The 19423-nt window shown below is 68.7% G+C and carries 19 protein-coding genes; 13 read left to right on the top strand and 6 right to left on the bottom strand.

Going from position 1 to position 19423, the window contains the following annotated elements:
• The first annotated feature begins 4 nt into the window (after window positions 1-4).
• The 4 genes from ACFYYH_RS09020 to ACFYYH_RS09005 are packed head-to-tail and all read left to right on the top strand — an operon-like array spanning window position 5 to window position 3868.
• Window positions 5-760 carry a (Fe-S)-binding protein gene (locus ACFYYH_RS09020; RefSeq protein ID WP_388547858.1) on the top strand — a complete coding sequence of 252 codons (756 nt, stop codon included), beginning with the start codon at window positions 5-7 and terminating at the stop codon, window positions 758-760.
• Window positions 757-2211: a lactate utilization protein B gene (locus tag ACFYYH_RS09015; protein WP_388547856.1), complete on the top strand. Its 1455-nt coding sequence runs from the start codon at window positions 757-759 to the stop codon at window positions 2209-2211. The genes ACFYYH_RS09020 and ACFYYH_RS09015 overlap by 4 nt, the downstream gene beginning before the upstream one ends.
• Complete coding sequence (locus tag ACFYYH_RS09010; protein ID WP_388547853.1) at window positions 2198-2842, top strand: lactate utilization protein C; 645 nt, start codon at window positions 2198-2200, stop codon at window positions 2840-2842. The genes ACFYYH_RS09015 and ACFYYH_RS09010 overlap by 14 nt, the downstream gene beginning before the upstream one ends.
• 30 nt (window positions 2843-2872) lie before the next feature.
• The gene (locus ACFYYH_RS09005) at window positions 2873-3868 is read left to right on the top strand and encodes an alpha/beta hydrolase fold domain-containing protein (RefSeq protein ID WP_388547851.1); all 996 of its coding nucleotides are present in this window, start codon (window positions 2873-2875) and stop codon (window positions 3866-3868) included.
• A gap of 380 nt (window positions 3869-4248) precedes the next feature.
• Here ACFYYH_RS09005 and ACFYYH_RS09000 read toward each other — a convergent pair whose 3' ends face one another.
• The 3 genes from ACFYYH_RS09000 to ACFYYH_RS08990 all read right to left on the bottom strand — a co-directional run bounded on the left by ACFYYH_RS09000 (window position 4249) and on the right by ACFYYH_RS08990 (window position 5932).
• Entirely contained in the window at window positions 4249-4653 is a 405-nt protein-coding gene (locus ACFYYH_RS09000; RefSeq protein WP_388547848.1) for a hypothetical protein, read from the bottom strand.
• 18 nt (window positions 4654-4671) lie between these two features.
• Window positions 4672-5616, bottom strand: coding sequence for a helix-turn-helix domain-containing protein (locus ACFYYH_RS08995; protein WP_388547846.1), 945 nt, complete (start codon window positions 5614-5616; stop codon window positions 4672-4674).
• Between the two features lie 154 nt (window positions 5617-5770).
• Window positions 5771-5932: a hypothetical protein gene (locus ACFYYH_RS08990; protein ID WP_388547844.1), complete on the bottom strand. Its 162-nt coding sequence runs from the start codon at window positions 5930-5932 to the stop codon at window positions 5771-5773.
• 839 nt (window positions 5933-6771) lie between these two features.
• Between ACFYYH_RS08990 and ACFYYH_RS08985 the strand changes: the two genes are divergently transcribed.
• Window positions 6772-7485, top strand: coding sequence for an HNH endonuclease family protein (locus ACFYYH_RS08985; protein WP_388548117.1), 714 nt, complete (start codon window positions 6772-6774; stop codon window positions 7483-7485).
• A gap of 146 nt (window positions 7486-7631) precedes the next feature.
• Here the strand turns inward: ACFYYH_RS08985 and ACFYYH_RS08980 are convergent, their stop codons facing one another.
• Entirely contained in the window at window positions 7632-8456 is an 825-nt protein-coding gene (locus ACFYYH_RS08980) for a hypothetical protein (RefSeq protein ID WP_388547841.1), read from the bottom strand.
• 310 nt (window positions 8457-8766) lie between these two features.
• On the opposite strand from ACFYYH_RS08980, the gene ACFYYH_RS08975 reads away from it, so the two are divergent.
• The 4 genes from ACFYYH_RS08975 to ACFYYH_RS08960 all read left to right on the top strand — a co-directional run bounded on the left by ACFYYH_RS08975 (window position 8767) and on the right by ACFYYH_RS08960 (window position 13856).
• Window positions 8767-9501 carry a hypothetical protein gene (locus tag ACFYYH_RS08975; protein ID WP_388547838.1) on the top strand — a complete coding sequence of 245 codons (735 nt, stop codon included), beginning with the start codon at window positions 8767-8769 and terminating at the stop codon, window positions 9499-9501.
• A 53-nt stretch (window positions 9502-9554) separates the two neighbouring features.
• Window positions 9555-10718: a helix-turn-helix domain-containing protein gene (locus ACFYYH_RS08970; protein WP_388547836.1), complete on the top strand. Its 1164-nt coding sequence runs from the start codon at window positions 9555-9557 to the stop codon at window positions 10716-10718.
• A gap of 760 nt (window positions 10719-11478) precedes the next feature.
• On the top strand, window positions 11479-12555 hold the full coding sequence (locus ACFYYH_RS08965) for a hypothetical protein (protein WP_388547833.1): 1077 nt from the start codon (window positions 11479-11481) through the stop codon (window positions 12553-12555).
• A 338-nt stretch (window positions 12556-12893) separates the two neighbouring features.
• Window positions 12894-13856, top strand: coding sequence for a hypothetical protein (locus ACFYYH_RS08960; protein ID WP_388547831.1), 963 nt, complete (start codon window positions 12894-12896; stop codon window positions 13854-13856).
• A 250-nt stretch (window positions 13857-14106) separates the two neighbouring features.
• On the opposite strand, the gene ACFYYH_RS08955 is transcribed toward ACFYYH_RS08960, so the two are convergent.
• Window positions 14107-14550 (bottom strand): SRPBCC family protein, encoded by a 444-nt coding sequence (locus tag ACFYYH_RS08955; RefSeq protein ID WP_388547829.1) that lies wholly within the window; start codon window positions 14548-14550, stop codon window positions 14107-14109.
• Window positions 14551-14816: 266 nt separating this feature from the next.
• Between ACFYYH_RS08955 and ACFYYH_RS08950 the strand changes: the two genes are divergently transcribed.
• Window positions 14817-15749 (top strand): hypothetical protein, encoded by a 933-nt coding sequence (locus tag ACFYYH_RS08950; protein ID WP_388547827.1) that lies wholly within the window; start codon window positions 14817-14819, stop codon window positions 15747-15749.
• 96 nt (window positions 15750-15845) lie between these two features.
• Here the strand turns inward: ACFYYH_RS08950 and ACFYYH_RS08945 are convergent, their stop codons facing one another.
• Complete coding sequence (locus tag ACFYYH_RS08945) at window positions 15846-16589, bottom strand: DNA-methyltransferase (protein WP_388547825.1); 744 nt, start codon at window positions 16587-16589, stop codon at window positions 15846-15848.
• A 590-nt stretch (window positions 16590-17179) separates the two neighbouring features.
• Here ACFYYH_RS08945 and ACFYYH_RS08940 point away from each other — a divergent pair.
• The 3 genes from ACFYYH_RS08940 (at window position 17180) to ACFYYH_RS08930 (ending at window position 19404) form a co-directional block, all read left to right on the top strand.
• Window positions 17180-18322: a C40 family peptidase gene (locus tag ACFYYH_RS08940; RefSeq protein WP_388547822.1), complete on the top strand. Its 1143-nt coding sequence runs from the start codon at window positions 17180-17182 to the stop codon at window positions 18320-18322.
• A gap of 87 nt (window positions 18323-18409) precedes the next feature.
• Complete coding sequence (locus ACFYYH_RS08935) at window positions 18410-18718, top strand: DUF6112 family protein (RefSeq protein ID WP_388547820.1); 309 nt, start codon at window positions 18410-18412, stop codon at window positions 18716-18718.
• Complete coding sequence (locus ACFYYH_RS08930; RefSeq protein ID WP_388547817.1) at window positions 18718-19404, top strand: hypothetical protein; 687 nt, start codon at window positions 18718-18720, stop codon at window positions 19402-19404. The genes ACFYYH_RS08935 and ACFYYH_RS08930 overlap by 1 nt, the downstream gene beginning before the upstream one ends.
• Window positions 19405-19423 lie beyond the last annotated feature (19 nt).

Below are 19423 nucleotides of genomic sequence, written 5' to 3'. Positions count from 1 at the left end.
CGCCATGCGCGTCGCCCTGTTCCCCACCTGTGTCAACGACGCCGTCCATCCGTCCACGGCCATCGCCACCGTCACCGTTCTCGAACGGCTCGGCGTCCAGGTGGACTTCCCCTTCGAGCAGACCTGCTGCGGCCAGCCCCAGTACAACACCGGCTACCGCCGCGCGACCGAGCCGCTGGTACGGCGGACGGCCGAGGCGTTCGACGGATACGACCATGTGGTGTCGCCCTCGGGCTCCTGCGTGGCCATGATCCGCGACCACTATCCCCGGATCGGCGCGCGCGCCGCCGCCGAGGGGCGGGGCGACGACCTCGCCGGCCGGGCCGGTTCGCTGGCGGGCCGCGTGCGCGAGTTCACCGAGTTCCTCGTCGACGTGCTGGGCGTGACCGATGTCGGCGCGTACTTCCCCCACACCGTCACCTACCACCCGTCCTGTCACGGACTGCGGGCACTGGGGCTCGGGGACCGGCCCCGGCGGCTGCTGGAAGCGGTCGAGGGCCTGGACCTGGTGGAACTGCCCGGCGCGGAGGAGTGCTGCGGCTTCGGCGGCACCTTCGCGGTCAAGAACCCCGATGTCTCGGCGGCCATGGGCGCCGACAAGATCCGCAACGCCGAGTCCACCGGAGCCCGCGTGCTGTGCGGCGCGGACAACTCCTGTCTGCTGCACCTCGACGGGATGCTGCGCCGCCGGGGCAGTGGACTGCGCCCGCTGCACCTCGCCGAGATCCTCGCGTCGACGGAAGAGGAGCCCTGGTCATGACCGGCACGTATCTGGGGATGCCGGCGTTCCCCGCCGCGGCCAAGGAGGCCGTGGGCGACGAGACACTGCGGGCGAATCTGCGCCACGCCACCCACACCATCCGCGCCAAGCGCGCGCAGGCCGTCGCCGAACTGGACGACTGGGCGGAGCTGCGCGCCGCCGGAGCGGCGATCAAGGACCGTACGCTGCGCCATCTCGACCACTATCTGGAGCAGTTGGAAACGGCGGTCACCCGGGCCGGCGGGGTGGTGCACTGGGCGGCCGACGCGGCCGAGGCGAACCGGATCGTGGCGGACCTGGTGAAGGCCACCGGCGAGTCGGAGGTCGTCAAGGTCAAGTCGATGGCCACCCAGGAGACCGGGCTCAACGAGGCGCTGGCCGCCGAGGGCATCACCGCCTACGAGACCGATCTCGCCGAACTGATCGTGCAGTTGGGCGACGACCGTCCCTCCCACATCCTGGTCCCGGCGATCCACAAGAACCGCGCCGAGATCCGGGACATCTTCCGTGATCGCATGGCCGCCTGGGGCCGGGCGGCTCCCGAGGGGCTCTCCGACACCCCCGGCGAACTGGCCGAGGCGGCGCGGCTCCATCTCCGGGAGAAGTTCCTGAGCGCCAAGGTGGCCGTCTCCGGCGGGAACTTCATGGTCGCCGAGACGGGCACGCTGGTGGTGGTGGAGTCCGAGGGCAACGGCCGGATGTGCCTGACGCTGCCCGAGACCCTGATCTCCGTGGTGGGCATCGAGAAGGTCATACCGACCTGGCGGGATCTGGAGGTCTTCCTCCAGACGCTGCCGCGGTCCTCGACCGCCGAGCGGATGAACCCGTACACCAGCATGTGGACCGGCACCACGGACGGCGACGGCCCGCGCGTCTTCCATCTGGTGCTGCTCGACAACGGCCGCACGGACACCCTGGCCGACACCGTGGGCCGTCAGGCGCTGCGCTGCATCCGCTGCTCGGCCTGTCTCAATGTCTGTCCGGTGTACGAACGTGCCGGGGGCCACGCGTACGGATCGCCCTACCCCGGTCCCATCGGCGCCATCCTCACACCCCAGCTCCGGGGCACCGGCACCGAGCTGGACGCGTCGCTGCCCTACGCCTCCTCGCTGTGCGGCGCCTGTTACGAGGTCTGCCCCGTGGCCATCGACATCCCCGAGGTCCTCGTCCATCTGCGCGAACGGGTGGCGGACCAGGGCGGTGCGGGGCACCGGCTGGAGAGGGCGGCCGTCCGCGCCGCGGGCTGGGTCCTCGACCGCCCCGGCGTGCTCGCGGCGGCCGAGCGCGCCGCCTCCCGCACCCGGCGGCTGCATCCCCGTCGGCTGCCAGGCCCCGGCGCCGGGGCCTGGGGCGCGTCCCGCGATCTGCCCCGGATGCCCGCCGAACCCTTCCGCGACTGGTGGCGCGCCCGCGCCGACCGGACACCCGAGGAGCGCCATGAGCAGCCGTGACCTGGTGTTCGGCCGTATCCGCGCCGCCCTGGGCGACGTTCCCGGCCAGGAGCGGCCCGAGGACGTGCCCGTCCCCCGCGGCTACCGGGCCGCGCACGCCCCGGACGACCCCGCCGCGCTGCTGGATCTGCTCCAGGACCGTCTCACCGAGTACCGGGCCACCGTGCACCGGTGCGACCCCGCCGCCCTGCCCGCCACGGTGGCCGCGGTGCTGGCCCGGCGCGGGGCGCGTACGGTGATCGTCCCGGAGGGACTGCCCGCGCCCTGGCTCGCCGGGGCCGCGGTCACCCGGCTCACCGACACACCGCCGCTGAGCCCCCGGGCCTGTGAGGAGGCGGACAGTGTGGTGACCGGCTGCGCGCTGGCCGTCGCGGAGACGGGCACGATCGTGCTGGACGGCGGGCCGGGGCAGGGCCGCCGGGCGCTGAGCCTGGTCCCCGACCACCATCTCTGTGTGGTGCGCGCTCCGGACCAGATCGTCGCCTCGGTACCGGCAGCCGTGGCGAGGCTGGTCCCCACCCGCCCGCTCACCTGGATCTCCGGCCCCTCCGCCACCAGCGACATCGAACTCGAACGCGTCGAAGGCGTGCACGGCCCCCGGACCCTGGACGTCGTCCTGGTCCGGGCCTGAACAGCGTCCCGCCCGACCTCTGGAGGAGCCGTGGAATCCGAACCCGGCCACATCACCTGGCCGCCGCCCGAGCTGGCCGTGGCGCCCGTACACCTGCCACCGACCGCCCCGGCCACCGGCACCGACGGGGTGCGCCGTTACGACGGGCTGAGCTACGCCACCAACTCCGGCTACCGGCCGCGTCTGCTCGACCTGTCCGTGCCGGCGGGGACCGGACCCGCCGCCGTGGTGGTGTGGATCCACGGCGGCGCGTGGATGGAGGGCGACCGGCGGTACCCGCCGCCGACCGTGAGCGCCGACCTTCTCTTCGGCTCCCTGCTGCGGGCCGGACTGGCCGTCGCCACCGTCGACTACCGCCACGCCCGCGAGGCGCCGTTCCCCGCCCAGCTCCACGACATCAAGGCCGCGATCCGCTATCTGCGCCACTACGCGGAGCCGCTCGGGATCGACGGAACGCGGATCGGCGTCTGGGGCGAGTCGGCCGGCGGTCATCTGGCCGCGCTGGCCGGACTGACCGGCACGGCCGGCCCCGCGCTCGAAGGCACGGAGGGAATCGCGGAGGGCGACAGCACGGTCGCGGCGGTCGTCGACTGGTACGGCATCAGCGACCTCGACGCACTGCTACGGGACGACCCCGCCCCGGACCACCCCGCCGTGACCCTCCTCGGCGGCACCCCGGCCGACCGCCCCCGCCTCGCCGCGGCGGCCAGCCCCGTCACCTACGCGCACACCCCGGCGCCGCCCTTCCTCCTGATCCACGGCACCCACGACACCCTGGTCCCCTTCACCCAGACCGAACGCCTGGCCACCCTCCTCCACGCCGCCGGCAACGAGGCCGACGTCCTCGCCGTCCCGGGCGCGGAGCACATCTTCCTCAACGCCGACGTCACCCCCCTCGTCACCCGCAGCATCACCTTCCTGACCCACCACCTCGGCCACCGGTTCGACCTCGACGCCGCGCGTCAGCACTACGGCAGGGCCGCGACGCAGGAAGGAAAAGCAAAAGCCCCAGGTCACGGCGAGTGAGTCCTGAGGCTTCTACAGAGCCGCCTTCGGGATTCGAACCCGAGACCTACGCATTACGAGTACGCGAGCAATCGTGTCGGTTCGTTCTGGCTCCTGCTGTCAGATGCTGTTCTGCCTGATCAGCACACCTGCCGCCGAGTGAGCCGTGGTGCCCCGTGCCGTACCGTCCAAAGGCGTCCGCGCTCCCCTTGCGCTCCCCTGCTGTCCTTCGATGCACCGGCCTCGGCGCCACTCTGGCTCCGCCCGCAGGCCGTGCGGATCCCTACCGCGTCGGCCGCAGTCGCCGAACTTCTCGCGCTCCTCTCGCATGACACTGCCGACGTGATAACGCTTCCAGGCCCCGAGCCGCCGTGCGCGGCGATCGATGACGCGGCCGTGTTTCATGAGCGGTGGGTGGCGTGTTTTGTCCGTGCGGTCGTCGGGTGGCGCGCCGCGATCATGGCTGTGACTTTCCCGGGGTCCGTGCCGGTGAGGGTGGCGATCTTGTCGATGGTGAAGTCGAGGTTGTCGTACATGAACCCGGCGTCTTCTGTGCGGCTGGGGTGTTCGCCGGCGCGCATGGCGACGAAGGCGGTGAGCCGTTCCCACGCGTACGCGGCGGGGCTCGGCCTTCTCATGGTTGCTGCCCATTCGGTGGCGATGAGGCCGAGGACGTGGGTGACGGCTATCTCGGCTTCGGCGGTGGGCAGGCGTGCTTCGGCGTAGGCGAGATATCCGGGCCGGTGGAGGTCGCAGAAGGCGCTGAACGCGGTGGACAGGGTGGCCAGGCGATGGGGGCGTCTCATGGGTCCTTCCTGTGACGGTCAGCCGAACGCTTCGGCGCGGACGGTGGAGGCCTGGGTGCGGGGGGCGGCGCGGGCGGCGTCCCAGAGCGGTTTGATGTCTTCGGGGTGGCTGGTGAGTGCGGCGGCCAGTCTGCGGGTGACCGTCCATTCCGGCAGGGCCGGCCCGTGGAACGCCGCGCGCAGGTCGGTGTCGGTCACCGTTCCTTTGACGAGCGCGAGGAGCGCCTCGTCGTGCGGGTTCCCGCTCGCCAGGCGCAGTCCTTCGAGGTAGTGGCGGAAGTTGGTCGGGGCGTTCCCGGGGCTCAGGAGGGAGGGGTTGAGGCTTCCCATGGCCGTCTGGTAGAGCGGTTGGAGGGTGTCGGCCGTGATGCCGCTCTGGGCGCAGATCGCTTTGACGTGGTTCCAGGAGACGGGGCGCTGGCCGCGCAGGAGGCGTGAGACGTAGGAGGGGTGCACGCTGAGGGCCTTGGCCAGAGCCGCCTGCGTGTGGCCGCTGGTGGCGTGCAGGTGGAGGAGTGCGGCGATCAGTCGCCGGCTCGGGGAGCGCGGGTCGTCACCGCCGGAGGCGGTGTGGCTCTGCCCCGCGGTGGCGCTGCGGGCGACGGCGTCACAGACCGGCGCGTGGTCGGCGAGACGGCGGTCGACCTCGGAGGCGGAGTACTTCTTGCGCAGGCGTTCCGGGCTGAGGTTCAGGTGCGCGTACAGGTACCCGTTCCTCATGCCCATGGCACGGCCGTAGCCGACGCCGGAGGCCGCGAGATCCTCTGCCAGGTTCGCCAACTGCTCGCTGATGGTCAGGATCTCACCAGGATCGTAGGTCTGCTGAGCGACCAGCGCAGTGAGCCGGTCGCTGAAGTCACTGATGTGGTCGGCGGTGTCCTGCGTGGCGCTGTGGTAGCGGGCCGCAGCGTTTCGCGGCGGTCGAGGTGGTACAGGCGGTCCGATACGTACGGGTGTGTTCATGGATGCCTCATTCGGGGGAAGCGGGCCCGGTGGGGGTGGTCACATATGACCGAAGTCGCCGCGCACGGCCCGGCCGGGCGGGGAGCGGGGGCCCGGCGGGGCCGTACTCGCGCCCGGCCGGAGCCGGACAGGCGGGGCGGGGGTGTGACCGGGGTCAGTTCTTGCCGATGCGCCGGTAGACGGCATATGTGCCGCGACCGGCCGCGACAAGCGCGGCGGCGGTCGCGGCCGACCACTGGGTCGCGCCACCGGCGAGCAGGATGAAAGGCGCCGCGGCGGCGGCCATGACGAAGGTGCCGTGCACGGTCACCGTCATGGCATTGCGCCGTGAGGGAGTTTCATCCTCCCGAAGGGGCGGGATGATACTTTCGCAGTCCGGGTGGCCAGCCCGGCACCGCGATCGGCGATGTAGCGGCATAGGGGTCTCCCCTGCTGGTCGCTGATGAGTGATTGAAGTGATCGACAGGCCCTGGCGGATTGGTTGGAAGCCCTATCGCCAGGGTCTCTGTCGTCCCGACTCTCGTCGGTCAGCGGACATTAACCGTTTTACGCACCGTGGCGCCATTGGTGCTCAGCGTGATGGTCAAGGACGACCGATCCCACCGCTCCCTCACCCGCGATCACCGTTGCACGCAGCTCTGTCACCCACGACCAAAAGCGGTCGGAAACATTGCCATCGCGACCGTATTCAGGCTTCGGCATCCTGAGCGCCAGGGAACGCCACCCCGCGTACGGCCCGTCGGCCTTCCTCCACCCCCCACGCGCCCCTCCGGCCGAATGGTCCGACCGGCCCGGACCTTGTCACCGACAACCCGACAAAACGCCTATGCGCGGGCGACGTGACGGGGCGTCGGCAAGCGTCCCCATGCATCAGGGGCCCTTGATCCACCCGGTGATACGGCCACGCGCGCTGAACCGCCCCCACCGGACGAACCTCCCCCGCACTCCGAACCGGAGGTGCCGGGCATTAGGCCGTGAGAGAGCCACCGAATCGACGAGATCGCCTTCCAGCCCGAAGGCGCCGCGCCGGCTAGCAGCCGAGGCAGCTGATCGTTTCTCCGGTGAACCCCGCCACCCACACGGACGAACCTGCCCTCGAACCCTGCCCCACTGACGGCGCCCGGACAATATCAACAGGGCGTGATCAACACCCTGATGCGGCGCGGCCTGCCCGCGCTCGCCCTCGCCACCCTGACCGCTCTCCCCTTTCTTGCCGCCACGCCCGCCGTACACGCGGCCCCCGCGCAGACGGCCGCCACTCGCGCGGCCGGTACCACCGCAGCACCCGCGTCCCGCGTCCAGCTGGGGCTGTTCGAGGCGATCGAGCAGCTCCCGGTCGCCGTCGAGCACCGGGCCGGCTACAAGCGGGAGTTGTACAAACACTGGAACAAAGGCCTGAACCCGGCCGACGGGTGCGACACCCGGCGAGAGGTCATCCTGGCCGAAGCCGTCGTCGCCCCGGATGTGTCGGCGGGCTGCAAACTGGCGGGGGGCTCCTGGCACAGCGCCTACGACGACCAAGTCGTTACCGACTCCGGCCGCCTCGACGTCGACCACTTCGTACCGCTCGCCGAGGTCTACGACTCCGAACCCACCCCCTGGAGCGCGGCCCGCCGCGAGGCCTACGCCAACGACCAAGGCAGCCCGGACACCCTGATCGCGGTCTCCGCTGCCTCCAACCGCTCCAAGAGCGACAAGGACCCCACGGACTGGCTCCCCTCGGACCGCTCGTACCACTGCACCTACGCCGCCACCTGGGTCGGCACCAAGCTGCGCTGGGACCTGGCCCTCGACGACGCCGAACGCCAAGCACTCCTCAACGTCGCGCAGGACTGCCCCACCACCACCGTGTTCTACGAGAAGTCGTAGGCCAACGGTGAGGCGACTCCGCTCCCGGCCACAACGGGCCTCCTGCCGCCACCGGCGGGCGGATGCTCCGGGCTCCACACAGATGGACGGCGCACGGCCTCAGGCGGTCAGTCGCCTGGCGCCGTGCTGCGGGTAGAGGTCACCGTTCAGGCGTCGGGGTCGCCAAACCCATATTCCGCGGCATACTCGGCGAATGCCTGGTCGTCGTAGTCCACAGGCAGCAGCTCGGGCTGGAACAGGTCACTGTCCGGGTCGAGCGCTTCGGAGTGCGCCATCAGCTGGACCACGAACGTCTGGGCGGCTTTCAGGGCCTGCGGGTCGTCGAGCCACATACCGAATTCCAGGCTGCTCCTGGAACGGTGGGTGGCATTCGCGCTGCCCACCCACAGCCGCTCCGGGCGGAAACCGATGACATCGGCGACGCCGCCCAGTGCGTCCTCGTCGTGCCACCACATCTCGCCGAGCAACATGATCTTTGTGTGGAGGAAGGGCACCATGTCCCCCTTTGGCTGACGGCGGAACCCGATGGTCCGCAGCGGTGGGATCACCAGGTCAGGCATCGACGAGCCTGGTCCTACCATCCTGGCGCGGTCGTTCTCCAGCCAGTCCAGGCCGGTCAACTCGGCGAAGGCACTGGCCAACATTCCGTTGTCGCCGTCGGCAAGCGCCTTGATCTTGCCCAGCTTCTCCAGGTCGCGCTTGCTGCGCCCCTGCTTGGAGACGACCACACAGGTGTGGGAGAACTGCGCGAGGCAGGCAGCCAGCTCCGGGTCGTCGAGCCAGAGGAATGCGCCCAGCGCCACTGGCCCCATACTCCGGAACCCTGGCGTGCGCCGCTTCTCCTCCAGGAAGCCCTCCATCCCGTCCACCAGCCCCTTCAGCACGTTCCTGCCGAAGTAGCCGTGGTTTCCATCCTGCAGGACGAACTCCTGGTCGAACGCTGCGGGAAACTCCGGTCCGGCTTCCTTCATCGCTTTCCCCTCCCCAAGTGGTCCGGGCACTCAACCACGGTGCATGGCCAGCGGGTCGGACCGCCCGCCCTGTAGCACCTTGGCCAGGACCTCCTCCCAGTCGCCCCTGCCCTTGGATCAGCCCTCCGACACTCAGGTGCGGGACTGCCCCGCCTACGTCGATGCAGCCGATCAGTTCTCCCCGATGACCAAGCCGACAGACTTCAAGATTCTTTACGCAAGCGCATGCGCAAGTTGGATGAGATCAACTAAAGTGCCAACAACGCGAATCCGCTTCGCTGTGAAGCGCCGAACCAGGAGGGTCAGCTACATGGATGTGCCCGTTTCCGGCTGGGCAAGCACGCTGTTCAACGGTGAAGAGGAGTCCCTCCAGGGGCGAGCTCTCCAGGTGCGAAATGGACTCGGGCAGGCGCTCGTCGACATGCAGGAGAACGCGCGCTCCTCGCAGGAGGATGCCGAGGTTTCTTCCACTCAGGTCCATGGCGTCGCGCGGTACCGCGGGGCGTTCGAGCGGGTCAGCTCGGAACTGAAGACCATTGAGGGGGCCGAACTGGTGAAGCCGAACGGCTTCCAGTTCGACCTGGTGCGCATCGGCAACGGGCTGATCTACCCGTTCTGCTTTTCTAAGCAGAACAGCAACGTCAAAAACGCCAAGATTCAGAACGTTTGGTCCGTAATCCGGGAGTTGTTCGCCTTCGCCCCACCTTCGGAGCAAGCAGATCTGTTCGGGAACTACGCGTTCGATCCAAGCGCAGTCGAACTGAGGCCGAGGCTGGCCGCTCTTCCTGAGGACACCCGGCTGGTCTTGGTCCCCTTCGCTTGTAACGCCGCCGGGCTCCTCAAGCCCTACTGGGGTGTTGCGGCGCTCGCGGACGAGAGCGGCACGCTCGAATGGACCGTCGATCCGGAGCCGCTGCCACTGGCTGACAGCCCGACGCCTAAGCTCACCATCCCGAAGCAGGTCGCAAGCCATCCGGGCTTTGACCAGGGCGAAGAGCCCATCGTCCTGCTGGCGCCCCGTGAGGAGCCGAAGAGCGGAAGCTAGACGTTGCTTCGGTCAGCGCGGTCGTCCCCCTCTACCCAGGGCAAGCGAGAACCATGAAAACTGATCATCCAGTTCTTCCCGGACTGGAGCGCGGCGGAGTCCCCCCTCGGGCAGTGGCTTCAGCGTTCGATCCCATCCGACTCACTCAAGCCAGGCGTCTAGCCGGGCTGACAAAGAAGGACATCGCTGAAGAACTAGGTGTGAGTCCTGCGGCGGTAGGCCAATACGAGACGGGCGTGTCCCGTCCGAGGCCAGACTTGATGCCGCAACTGGCGAAGGTGCTCGACGTCCCTGTGGAGTTCTTCCTCGCCGGTCGCCCTGGTCAGCAGATCGATGCATCGATGGCCCACTTCCGGAGTCTGCGAAGCACTCCTAAAGCCCAACGGGAGCGGGCCCTGGCTTTCGCCGAGCAGGTGTGGGAGCTGACCCACGCCCTGGAGCGCAGAGTGCAGCTGCCGCCGGTGAGCCTGCCAGGGTTCCTCGGCGGTGAAGTACATCCCGGTGAGGCACTCCCAGCGGAGCCGAAAGCTGCCGCTCAGGAGCTGCGGCGTCAATGGGGCCTTGGTGACGGCCCCGTGACTCATCTGGTCCGACGCATGGAAACGCACGGCATTGTCGTGGTCCTGCCTGCGGGAGCAAATGCAGCCGCCACCACCGTTGATGCGTTTTCCTCGCGCTCCGCACGGCCTCTGGTCGTGCTCACGCGCAACCGTGCCAACGATGTTTACCGGCACCGGTTCACCGCAGCGCACGAGCTGGGGCACTTGGTCCTGCACAATGACTCTACTGGTGACAGTCGGCAGGAGCGTGAGGCTGATGCCTTCGCCGCGGAGTTCCTCACCCCTCAGGCGAGCATCGCGCCGTTGCTTCCACGGCGAATGGACCTCGGGCATCTCGCCGGTCTGCGGCGGACGTGGGGCGTTTCCGTGCAGTCGCTGGTCTACCGGTGCCGGGAGCTGGGGCTGATCTCTGATGCCACGGCGAGCAGGACCTATCAGAAGCTCCGGACCCTGGATGGCCAGCCGGGATTCTCTGCGGAACCTGTGTCCGGCTTCCCAGGCGAACAACCAATTTTGCTCTCCCAAGCGTTCGAGCTCGCGGAACGGGAAACGGGTCTGGGGGTTCGGGAGTTGGCGCAGGAGCTGGCGTGGACGCCGGCGCATGTGAGGGAGCTGCTGGGCATGCGGGACAGCCGACCGGTGCTGAGGCTGGTCTAAGACCTTGTGGGCCCCTTCCTTCCCTGCTGCAAGGGGTCCACAGGGTGCTTGCATCGCAGTTCATGATCGCCAACCAGCAGCGAGCAGCGGACTCTTTCGAGCCTGACGCGTCCGCGAGGTGTCTGTGCAGCTCAGGGGCGATTCGTACGCCTGCCCGGTTGCTAAACTGGACGCCTGTCCGGCGGATTGGCCGGAAAGGACGCCGGGATCCGCCGGACAACTCGCGCGGATTTCTGGAGCGCAGGCAAGTTCGCGACCGTGGCCGCTGTCTCGGTTGCACGCGCCGCGCGCACCGGCCCGCCGATTCCGGCCGGTGCGCCCGGGGGGGGGAGAAGAGAGAGAACGCCGGGGCGCGGCTCGGTCACCACCACGGGGTCGTGGCTGCTGTCCATCGGGGTGTTCTCCGGGTCGCGGGGGTTCCGGTGGGGCGGGTGGCCGGGTTCAGGTCCGTACGACGGGCGCGGCCAGGCCGCGCATCACCCGGGCTGGCCGCCAGGTGAGTTCGTCGGCTGGTTTGGTAGCGCGCGGCTTGTGCGGGACGCGGCAGCGCGTCACTCTGGTGTCTGGATCCCCTCCCGATCGATGTGGTTCAATTTGGTCGGTGGGCCCGGCGGGGCCCCTGCCCCGTGCTCGACCCGACATCGAGCGCGCCGTGGAGAAGCCAACTTGGCCGGCACCGCAGTACGGTCCATACGTTCCTCGTGGCTCTCTGCCGCGCGCTGTGTCGGGACAGCTCCGCGGTGAAGAGGGGCTCCGAGTCATGAAGTCAAGTGTCATCGAACGTCGCGCCGAACTGTTTGGTTTGTACACCGGGCTGCCCTGGCAGTCTGCCCGGCGCCGGGTTGAGGCCGCTGCGCCTGGTTCCACGCTGATCCTGCAGCCGGACGCCGACCAGTTGCTGCTGGAGGCCAGGATGATGGCGGCACTTGCGTGGCGTGGGATCACCACTTTGTACCCCTGGGGAATCGAGTACGTCGACCCGCGCTTCGATCGCCTCTTGATCCGTTTCGAGGCCGACCACGCCGAGCGGCCCGACCCGGACGAGACTCAGGCCCTGGACCTGGCCGAGGTGCTGCTACCGCGCGCCGAGGAGTACGGCGATGTCAAGGGAGTGCCCGGCGCCCGTAGCTACATTGAGGACGGGCAGGTGGTGCTGCGTGTGCTGGACACGTCCGCGTCCGTCACCCTGCTGGGTCTTGACCCCGAGGAGTGGCTGCGCGCGGTCGATATCCAGGACCAGCGAATGGCCAGCTATGGAATGACGCTGTGCCATCGCGACATGCCGGCACAGTGGCATCCGGCCGAGCGTCCCTACCGGCGGCCGGGTCGCCGGGGCACCGCGGCATCCGCCTGGCTGACCAGCGGGCTGCTGCGCAGGGTCGGCCTGATCCGCACCTTGGGGGTGCCGCTGAACGTGACGGGCTGGTTTGGCCACTACGAAAGCGCTGGTGGTGAGCGCTGGATCATCGACCCCACGTTCGCGGAAGGTTATGGCGCCGTCGGACATCGGCGGCTGATGGCGCTGCTCGCGGCACCCGGGTGGGGTCTGCCCGTCACGACGCTGGACGAACACTGCAACTGCCATCTGCCGCCCGGCTACGGCGACCAGTGCATCACCGTAACCGGCGGGATCGGCGACCGGCCCGGAGTGCTGGAAGTTCGCACCATTCAGCGCCACGGCAACCGCCTGAAGTGGATTCAGGAGTACGACCCGACGCTCTACGCGGCCCAGCAGCAGCTCGCCCTCCGCGTGCCCGCATGGGTCGATCGTTGGCTCGAACGCAGTGGATCTTTCACTCCCGACGTACCGCTTGGCGCAGCCGCCAGGCCGCGCTGAAAGCCGCCCAACCATCCCTACCTGCTCGGACGCCCGCCGCGTCGATGCAGTCGGCTGATGATCCGAACGCAGCGGCCAGTGTCGGCTCGCCGGGAGCGGCGAGAATGTCGCGTGTCGTTTCGGCTCTCCTGAGTGAACTGTCCTTACGATCTCCTCCAGCGGCCTGAGGAGTGGTCGTGTCTCCTCGGCGTCCCCGGCCCGAAAATGCGGATGTCTCAAGGAGGAGACGGTGGAGCCCTGCTCTCACTCCACGTTCACAAGTACAGGCACGGACTGCGACTGCTTCCTCCGCTCACCGTGCCGACGGGTCGGCGGCATGCGGTGAGGAAGGGTAGTCCATGTCCAAGACCGTGCTCGCCCGTCTCGCACATCGGCGCAAGATCTACACCGGTGAGACCTTCGAACAGGCTCACCAGGCCCTCGCGGCGCTGCCGTACGGCAGCAGCCCGCTTCCGGCTGCGGGCAGTCGCGCCCAAGAAGAATTTGAGTCTGATGTCTTCCTCGAGGTGCACCGCGGTGCTGACTACCGCGAGTTTCCTTTCGGGATTCGAAGTACCGTCCCCGATGCGCACACACTGCGCCTGAAGGTCGAGAGCGAACGTCAGGCCGAACTCATGCTCACCTTCATGTTGCCCGTCCACGGACCGGAGGAGGAAGTTGGTGGAGTCTGCGGGCTGCGCATTCGGAACCATTCCCGCGACGGTATCGAATTCCACCAGCCTGGACGGTCGTGCTCGCTCTGGATGACCGGTCCGCCCGAAACCGCCTGGCGCCGTATTGAGGCCGCAAGACTGTTGCACGTCACCGAAATCGGCTGCAAGCCGTGCTGGCGGTGCCCCGACTGGACCGAGGAAGAACTCCTGCATAAAGCCACGTGGGGCAGCGACTCCTGGACGGCCCGATTCAGGGAAGGCGGCTGGCTGACCAGCGGACTGCTCCGACGACTCCCCCTCTTCCACACTGTCGCGGTACCGCAAGCGGTTTCCGCCTGGCACGGCCTCGGGCCAGGCACCGCCCACTGGAAGATGGAACTCGACCACTTGCCCGCCAGCAGTTACCGCGTCGACGAGTTGCTTGAGGCATTGACCGATCCCGTCTTCGGCCTCCCCTTCGCCCCGAACCCTTCCCAACGCCAACATCGCACCCCCGAAGAGGGCGGCACCCGCGTCCGACTGCAGGACCAGAGCAAAACCGGAGTCCTCGAAATGCTCTTCTGCCGCTTCGACAATCAGTTGGAAAAGAAACGTCCCGAACTGCACGCGGCAATCGCTACTCGCATCAGTGCCGTCAAAGGAACGTAAACCCCGGCAAGGCACTGGCGGAGAAGGCTTACGCACCATCTGTCATGCACACCAATAGGGACCGAACGATGAGCACGGCTATAGAGATCCGCGGCACCTCTCAAAGCGGCCATACCAGCGCTACAGCCCTCTCAACCTCCACCTCAGACGTGCCATTGAGCCATCAGGCGTCGCGGGAGGGCTGGGTGATCCCGGGGGACGGCCGGTATCCCCAGGAGGGCATGCAGGTGGCAGCGCGAGGGCGCGGTTCTCAGGCAGGGGTCGCGCGCGCTTCGACCGCGGCGGGCAGGGAGTGGACGAGTTCGTCCCCCAGGCCTTCGAACACACGGCGCATGAAGGGGTCGGCGAGCTTGGCGAAACCGTTGAACGTCACGGTGGCCTCGTAGACCACCAAGGTTGTCGCTCCCTGGTCCTTGAAGGTGAGGTCGTCGGTGGAGGTCGCCGTGTCGTTGGTGCCGACGAACGTCAGCCGGTTCGAGTCCATCCGGGTGAGCCGGTAGGTCAAGGAGGTGCGCCGGCCGCGTAGCTCGGAGACGTTGCGCCAGAGGGAGCCTACCTGCAGCGGACCTTGGTCCTGGCGCGTGCACTCACGCGTGCCCGGATCCCATTCCAGGGCGTTGGAGAAGTCGGCGAGATAGGCGACGACCGGGCCGAGCGGCCTGTTGACGGTCATCGAGCGTACGACGTGAACCATGGTGGGCACCTGTCTGTAGGGCGACCGGCTCTCGCGACGGTCATCGCACGTCCACGGATACCCGATCGATGGCCTCCTCAGCGCCAGGAGGGGGCCTTTCGCCTAGGTCTCCCTGGGACACCCTGGAACGCGCCGCCAGCATCTACGTGCTGTTCATGGCCTGTGGCGGGTGCGCACACCGTCGGTTCGGGAGCCGCTGTGTGCGGAATACCGCTGGGGTAATTTCGATTGGCTTCCCTGTGGCGTCGAGGGAGGGGACTTGCGCGGTGACGGACCTGAAGTTGTTTCGGCAGGCTGATGACGGTCGCGACGTGGAGCTGGTCGGTTCGAGGGTTGCGTTGGAGGCTCAGCTTCAGCGTCGGGTCGAGGCCGGCATGGAGGCGATGCTCGGTATCCGTTTCCTTGCGTCGGAGTACCCGACGGGACCGTGGCACCGGGGTCGGATCGACACGCTGGGTCTCGACGAAAACAACATCCCGGTGGTGATCGAGTTCAAGAAGGGCTCAGACAGCGGAGTTCTCTCCCAGGCCCTTTCCTATCTCACCTGGCTGTCCTCCGCGCGCTTCGAGTTCGAGGCGCTGGTCAGACAGAGGTTGGGGTCCGGGGCGGTCGAATCGATCGACTGGCGCAACCCGCGAGCCGTCTGCATCGCCGCCGGCTTCTCCCACCACGACAGGGTGGCGGCTCTCGACAGCCCCCGGCCCGTCGACCTGGTGCGCTACCGCGTCTTCGACGGAGGGTTGCTCAGCTTGACGCTGGTCGAGTCCGCAAGCGGATCGGCCGGTTCGGCGCCGCTCCAGAAAGGGTCGCGAATGGCCCCTCGCAGCTCGGGCGACACGAGGGGGCAGGAAACGGCAGAGACGACCGCCGGGTCGGCACCGACCTGTCTGCGCGACCTCTACGCGGAGTTGGACGAGCTGCTCACCGCCTGGGGTGAGGTCGAGGTGCGGAGGCTGCGGCACTACGTGGCCTACCGGCTGATGGTGAACCGTGCGTCGGTCCTCTTCCGTCCCGCGCACCAGGTGATCCTGGTCTACCTGACCCTTGATCCGGACACCGTCACGCTGGAGGAGGGCTTCACGCGCGACATGCGCGGTATCGGTCATCTGGGGACGGGCGACTTGGAGGTACGGATCGCGCGCGCCGCTGACCTGGACAGAGCCGAGCCGCTGATCCGGAGGGCGTTCGAAGCGGCATGACCCGTAGTTAAGGGCGGCAGGCGCATTGGTTTCCCGGTGCGCCTGCCGCCCTTTGGCATCTGCGGTCCGCCGGGTCCGGCGGCGCTGTTCTCATGATCACTCCGGTCCGGCCAGGACGAAGTCGTCCTGGGTCAGCTCCGCCCGGAGCCTGCCTTCGGCGACGTCGGCGTAGTGGTTGGAGAGTTCGATGCCGATGAATTGGCGTCCTTCGCGCAGTGCGGCCACTCCGGTGGAGCCGCTGCCGGTGAACGGGTCGAGGACCGTGCCGCCTTCGGGGCAGATCTGTACGAGCTGTTGCATGATCTCGACCGGCTTCTGGGTGATGTGGACGCGGTCCTTGCGGGGCTGGGAGGCGACGAAGTAGCCGGGCAGGTACAGGTTCCGGCTGTGGTCGAGGGTGCCCTTGACGCCCCAGGTGATGAACTCGGAGGCCTGCTTGAATCCGCCCTTGCGGGGACGGCTGGCGGGCTTGATCCAGGGGATCGTGCCGGACCAGGTCCAGCCGGCCATCTGCAGGGCGTCGGACGTGGTCGGTTCCTGGCGCCAGTCAGCGAACACCATGGCGACGGAGTGTTTGGTCGCGGCCCGGTACGCCTCGGTGAGCAGGGCGGTCAGCCAGCTCCGATAGGAGCGCTGGTCGCGGTTCTCTCCGGGGAAGTTCTGCAGGTCGTGGGCCGATCCGGTGGTGACGTACTTGGCTCGGGCGGTGCGGCCGGTGCGGTCGGAGCTGGTGCGCCCGCCGCTGTTGTACGGGGGGTCGGTGATGACGGCGTTGACGCTCTCGTCCGGGAGGGTCTTCAGCACCGTGAGGGCGTCGCCTCGGTGCAGCATGTAGCTCATACGCGGTGCCTCTTCATTCTGGGCGCGGCGGGACTGGGCCCGCCCGCTCCGCTCGGCGGTCGGCGGAGACCGGTCAGAGGGGGATACGCGGGAGGGTAGACGCGTTTTCCGGCCGCACCCAACAGGCCCGAAGCCGTGCTCGGTTTTCCGGTTCGCAGGTCGTTTGGCGTGGCCGGACTTCGCGTCTACTGTCTCGCCAAGTCACCGAGGCGGAGTCCCGCTCCACCCCTGCTGACCTGTGCCGATCCGTGTTGTCGTGTCCAAACACGGTGCGGGGAAGGCATGTTGACCCTGTTCCGGAGGACGCGTGGAGGCCCCTTGTGTATTGCCTGAGATTACGAGCGCGGCTGGCTGCCGCGCATAACCCGAGACCGGCGTCCGGGAGCTACCAACTCCCCTGACCTGGGCCCGCCTCCACGAGGGGCGGATGTCATATCGGCGCGGTGCCGGCGGCTTTCCACGAGGAACCGGCACCGCGCCTCCTACAAACCCCGAGGAGCCGCTGCGATGCAGCATGCCCTGATACGCCCACGCCCCGGCCCAACCCCGTTGCCCTGCCTGGCCGTCCGCCCTGGCGAACGGCGTCGGCGGTGAAGAAAACCACCGGTGCCATCGTCGGGCTCGTCTCCGCCGGAGCACTGCTGCTGGCCTCCCCGCTCCTGGTCGTCACAACCGCGAGCGCCTCGGCCTCCTGCTCCACCGGCGGCACACAGGCTGTGGATACCGCGGCCGTCGCCGCGCAGGTGAAGGCAATCCTGGACGGCGGCGGCAACAGCCCGGTCTCCATACCGGGGCTGGACGATCCGGCCGAGCAGGTGCCCAACGCCCGGACCATCCAGGCCACCGGCGTCGCCATGCACATCCCGGTCCGGGGACAGGTCGTGGCACTGGCGACCGCCCTTCAGGAGAGCGGTCTGCGGAACCTGGCCTACGGCGACCGTGATTCGCTGGGCCTGTTCCAGCAGCGGCCCTCCCAGGGCTGGGGGAGCGCCGAGCAGATCATGCGGCCGGTGTACGCGGCGACGAAGTTCTACGAGGCGCTGCGTAAGGTGTCGGGCTGGGAGTCGTTGACGGTCACCCAGGCCGCCCAGGCGGTACAGCGTTCGGGCTTCCCCGAGGCCTATGCCAGGTGGGAGCCGCTGGCCATAGTCCTGCAGAGGGCGATCGAGCCGCTGCTCACAGACGGCGGCACGTCGCCCAGCGCCGGCCCGTCCGGCACTGGCAGCACTGGCGGTTCGTCGCCGGGCACTGTGGGCGGCTGTGCGGCCGGTGGCGACGGTAGCGGCTTCGGGACGATCCCGGCCGGTGCCCTGCCTGCCGGGTACACGATCCCGGCCGGCGCTCCGCTGAAGGTGCGGACCGCGATCCGGTGGGCGCTGGGCCAGCTCGGCACCCCGTATCAGTGGGGCGGGAACTGTACGGACTCCCACGGGCCGGATCCGATGGGTCGCTGCGACTGCTCCTCGCTGATGCAGCAGGCGTACAAGGCCGCCGGGGTCACCCTGACGCGGACCACCTCCACGCAGGTCAAGGAGGGCAAGCCGGTCCCGGCCGACGCCCTCGCACCCGGTGATCTGGTATTCACCGGGGGCACCGCCGAAGTCCCGGAGCACGTCGGGATGGTCATCGGCCAGGGGCTGATCGTCCACGCCCCGCACACCGGCGACGTGGTCCGTATCGCGACCCTCGCCGACTGGAAACCGCAGATCCTCGCGGCCCGCCGAGTCCTCTGACCGGCCCCTCCCCTCCAGCATCTTCCCCCTTGTTCCCGCCCTCCTCCGTGCGCACTTCCACGTACCCAGAACCGAACTGGAGTTCACGTGTTTCTCGCCGACAAGCTTGTCCCTCTCGCCTACGACCCCGGAATCAAGCCGAACGAGGGCGGGCTGCCGGGCCTTGAGGTCCTCAAGCAGGTGATCGGCTCAATCAACCTGTTCGGCATCGTGGCCGTGGTCGGCGCGCTCGCGGTGAGCGCGGGTGTGTGGGCCTGGGGCCACCACTCCGGCGGACACCAGGCCGAAGCCAACGGCAAGAAGGGCGTACTCGTCTCCGCCGGCGCCGCTCTGCTGCTGGGTGCGGCCAACGGTGTGGTCGCGTTCTTCTCGACGCTGGGAACGCAGGTCCACTAATGGCTCCCCGTTCCTCGAACCCCGGCGGCGCCTCGCCCCTGCGCCACCGGGCACTGATCGGCGCCGCCGTCCTGGCCGTGCTCGTCGCCCTCGCCGGCCTGACCGCCTACCTCACTCGCGACGACAGGACATCCGCCAAGGTTCCCACACCGCAGGCGAGTCCGGCATCCCCTCCCTCCCCGACCGCTTCGGCTTCCGCCTCGCCACCGGGAGGAAGCCACAGCGCCCTTCCCGTTCACCCTTCCACGCACGATCCGATCGCCTTCGGGAGGGCGGCAGCCGCAGCGCTGTGGTCCTACGACACCCGGGCCTCCTCCCAGCCGGAGTGGCTGGCCGCCCTGCACACGTGGCTCACCGGCGAGTCAAGGTATGCGGATCCGGGCTCGGTCGATGCGCTGGTGCCGTCGCCGGTGTTGTGGGGGCGGATGGCCGACTACGGCCAGTACGCCACGGCCACCGTGAACGAGGCTCACTTCCCCGACTCGTTCACCCGTGCCCTGCAGGCCGACCCCGGCGCGATCACCACCGCGTACATCTACGCGGTCACGGTCTCGGGCAAGCAGTCCATCGCCTGGACCGGCGCTCCACGCGGAGGCGCCGAGGCCCGCACCGTCACCCTCGCCGTCCAGTGCCGCCCGTCCCGGCCCTGCGCTCTGGCCGGTGTCCTGCCCGCCGTCGCGCCCTGACCCCAACCCACCAGAATAG

This window comes from Streptomyces sp. NPDC002018 (genome assembly GCF_042890865.1).
In the GTDB taxonomy this organism is placed as follows: domain Bacteria; phylum Actinomycetota; class Actinomycetes; order Streptomycetales; family Streptomycetaceae; genus Streptomyces.
Note: the sequence above shows the minus strand (reverse complement) of the source record. Positions and strands in the feature narration are given on the sequence as shown.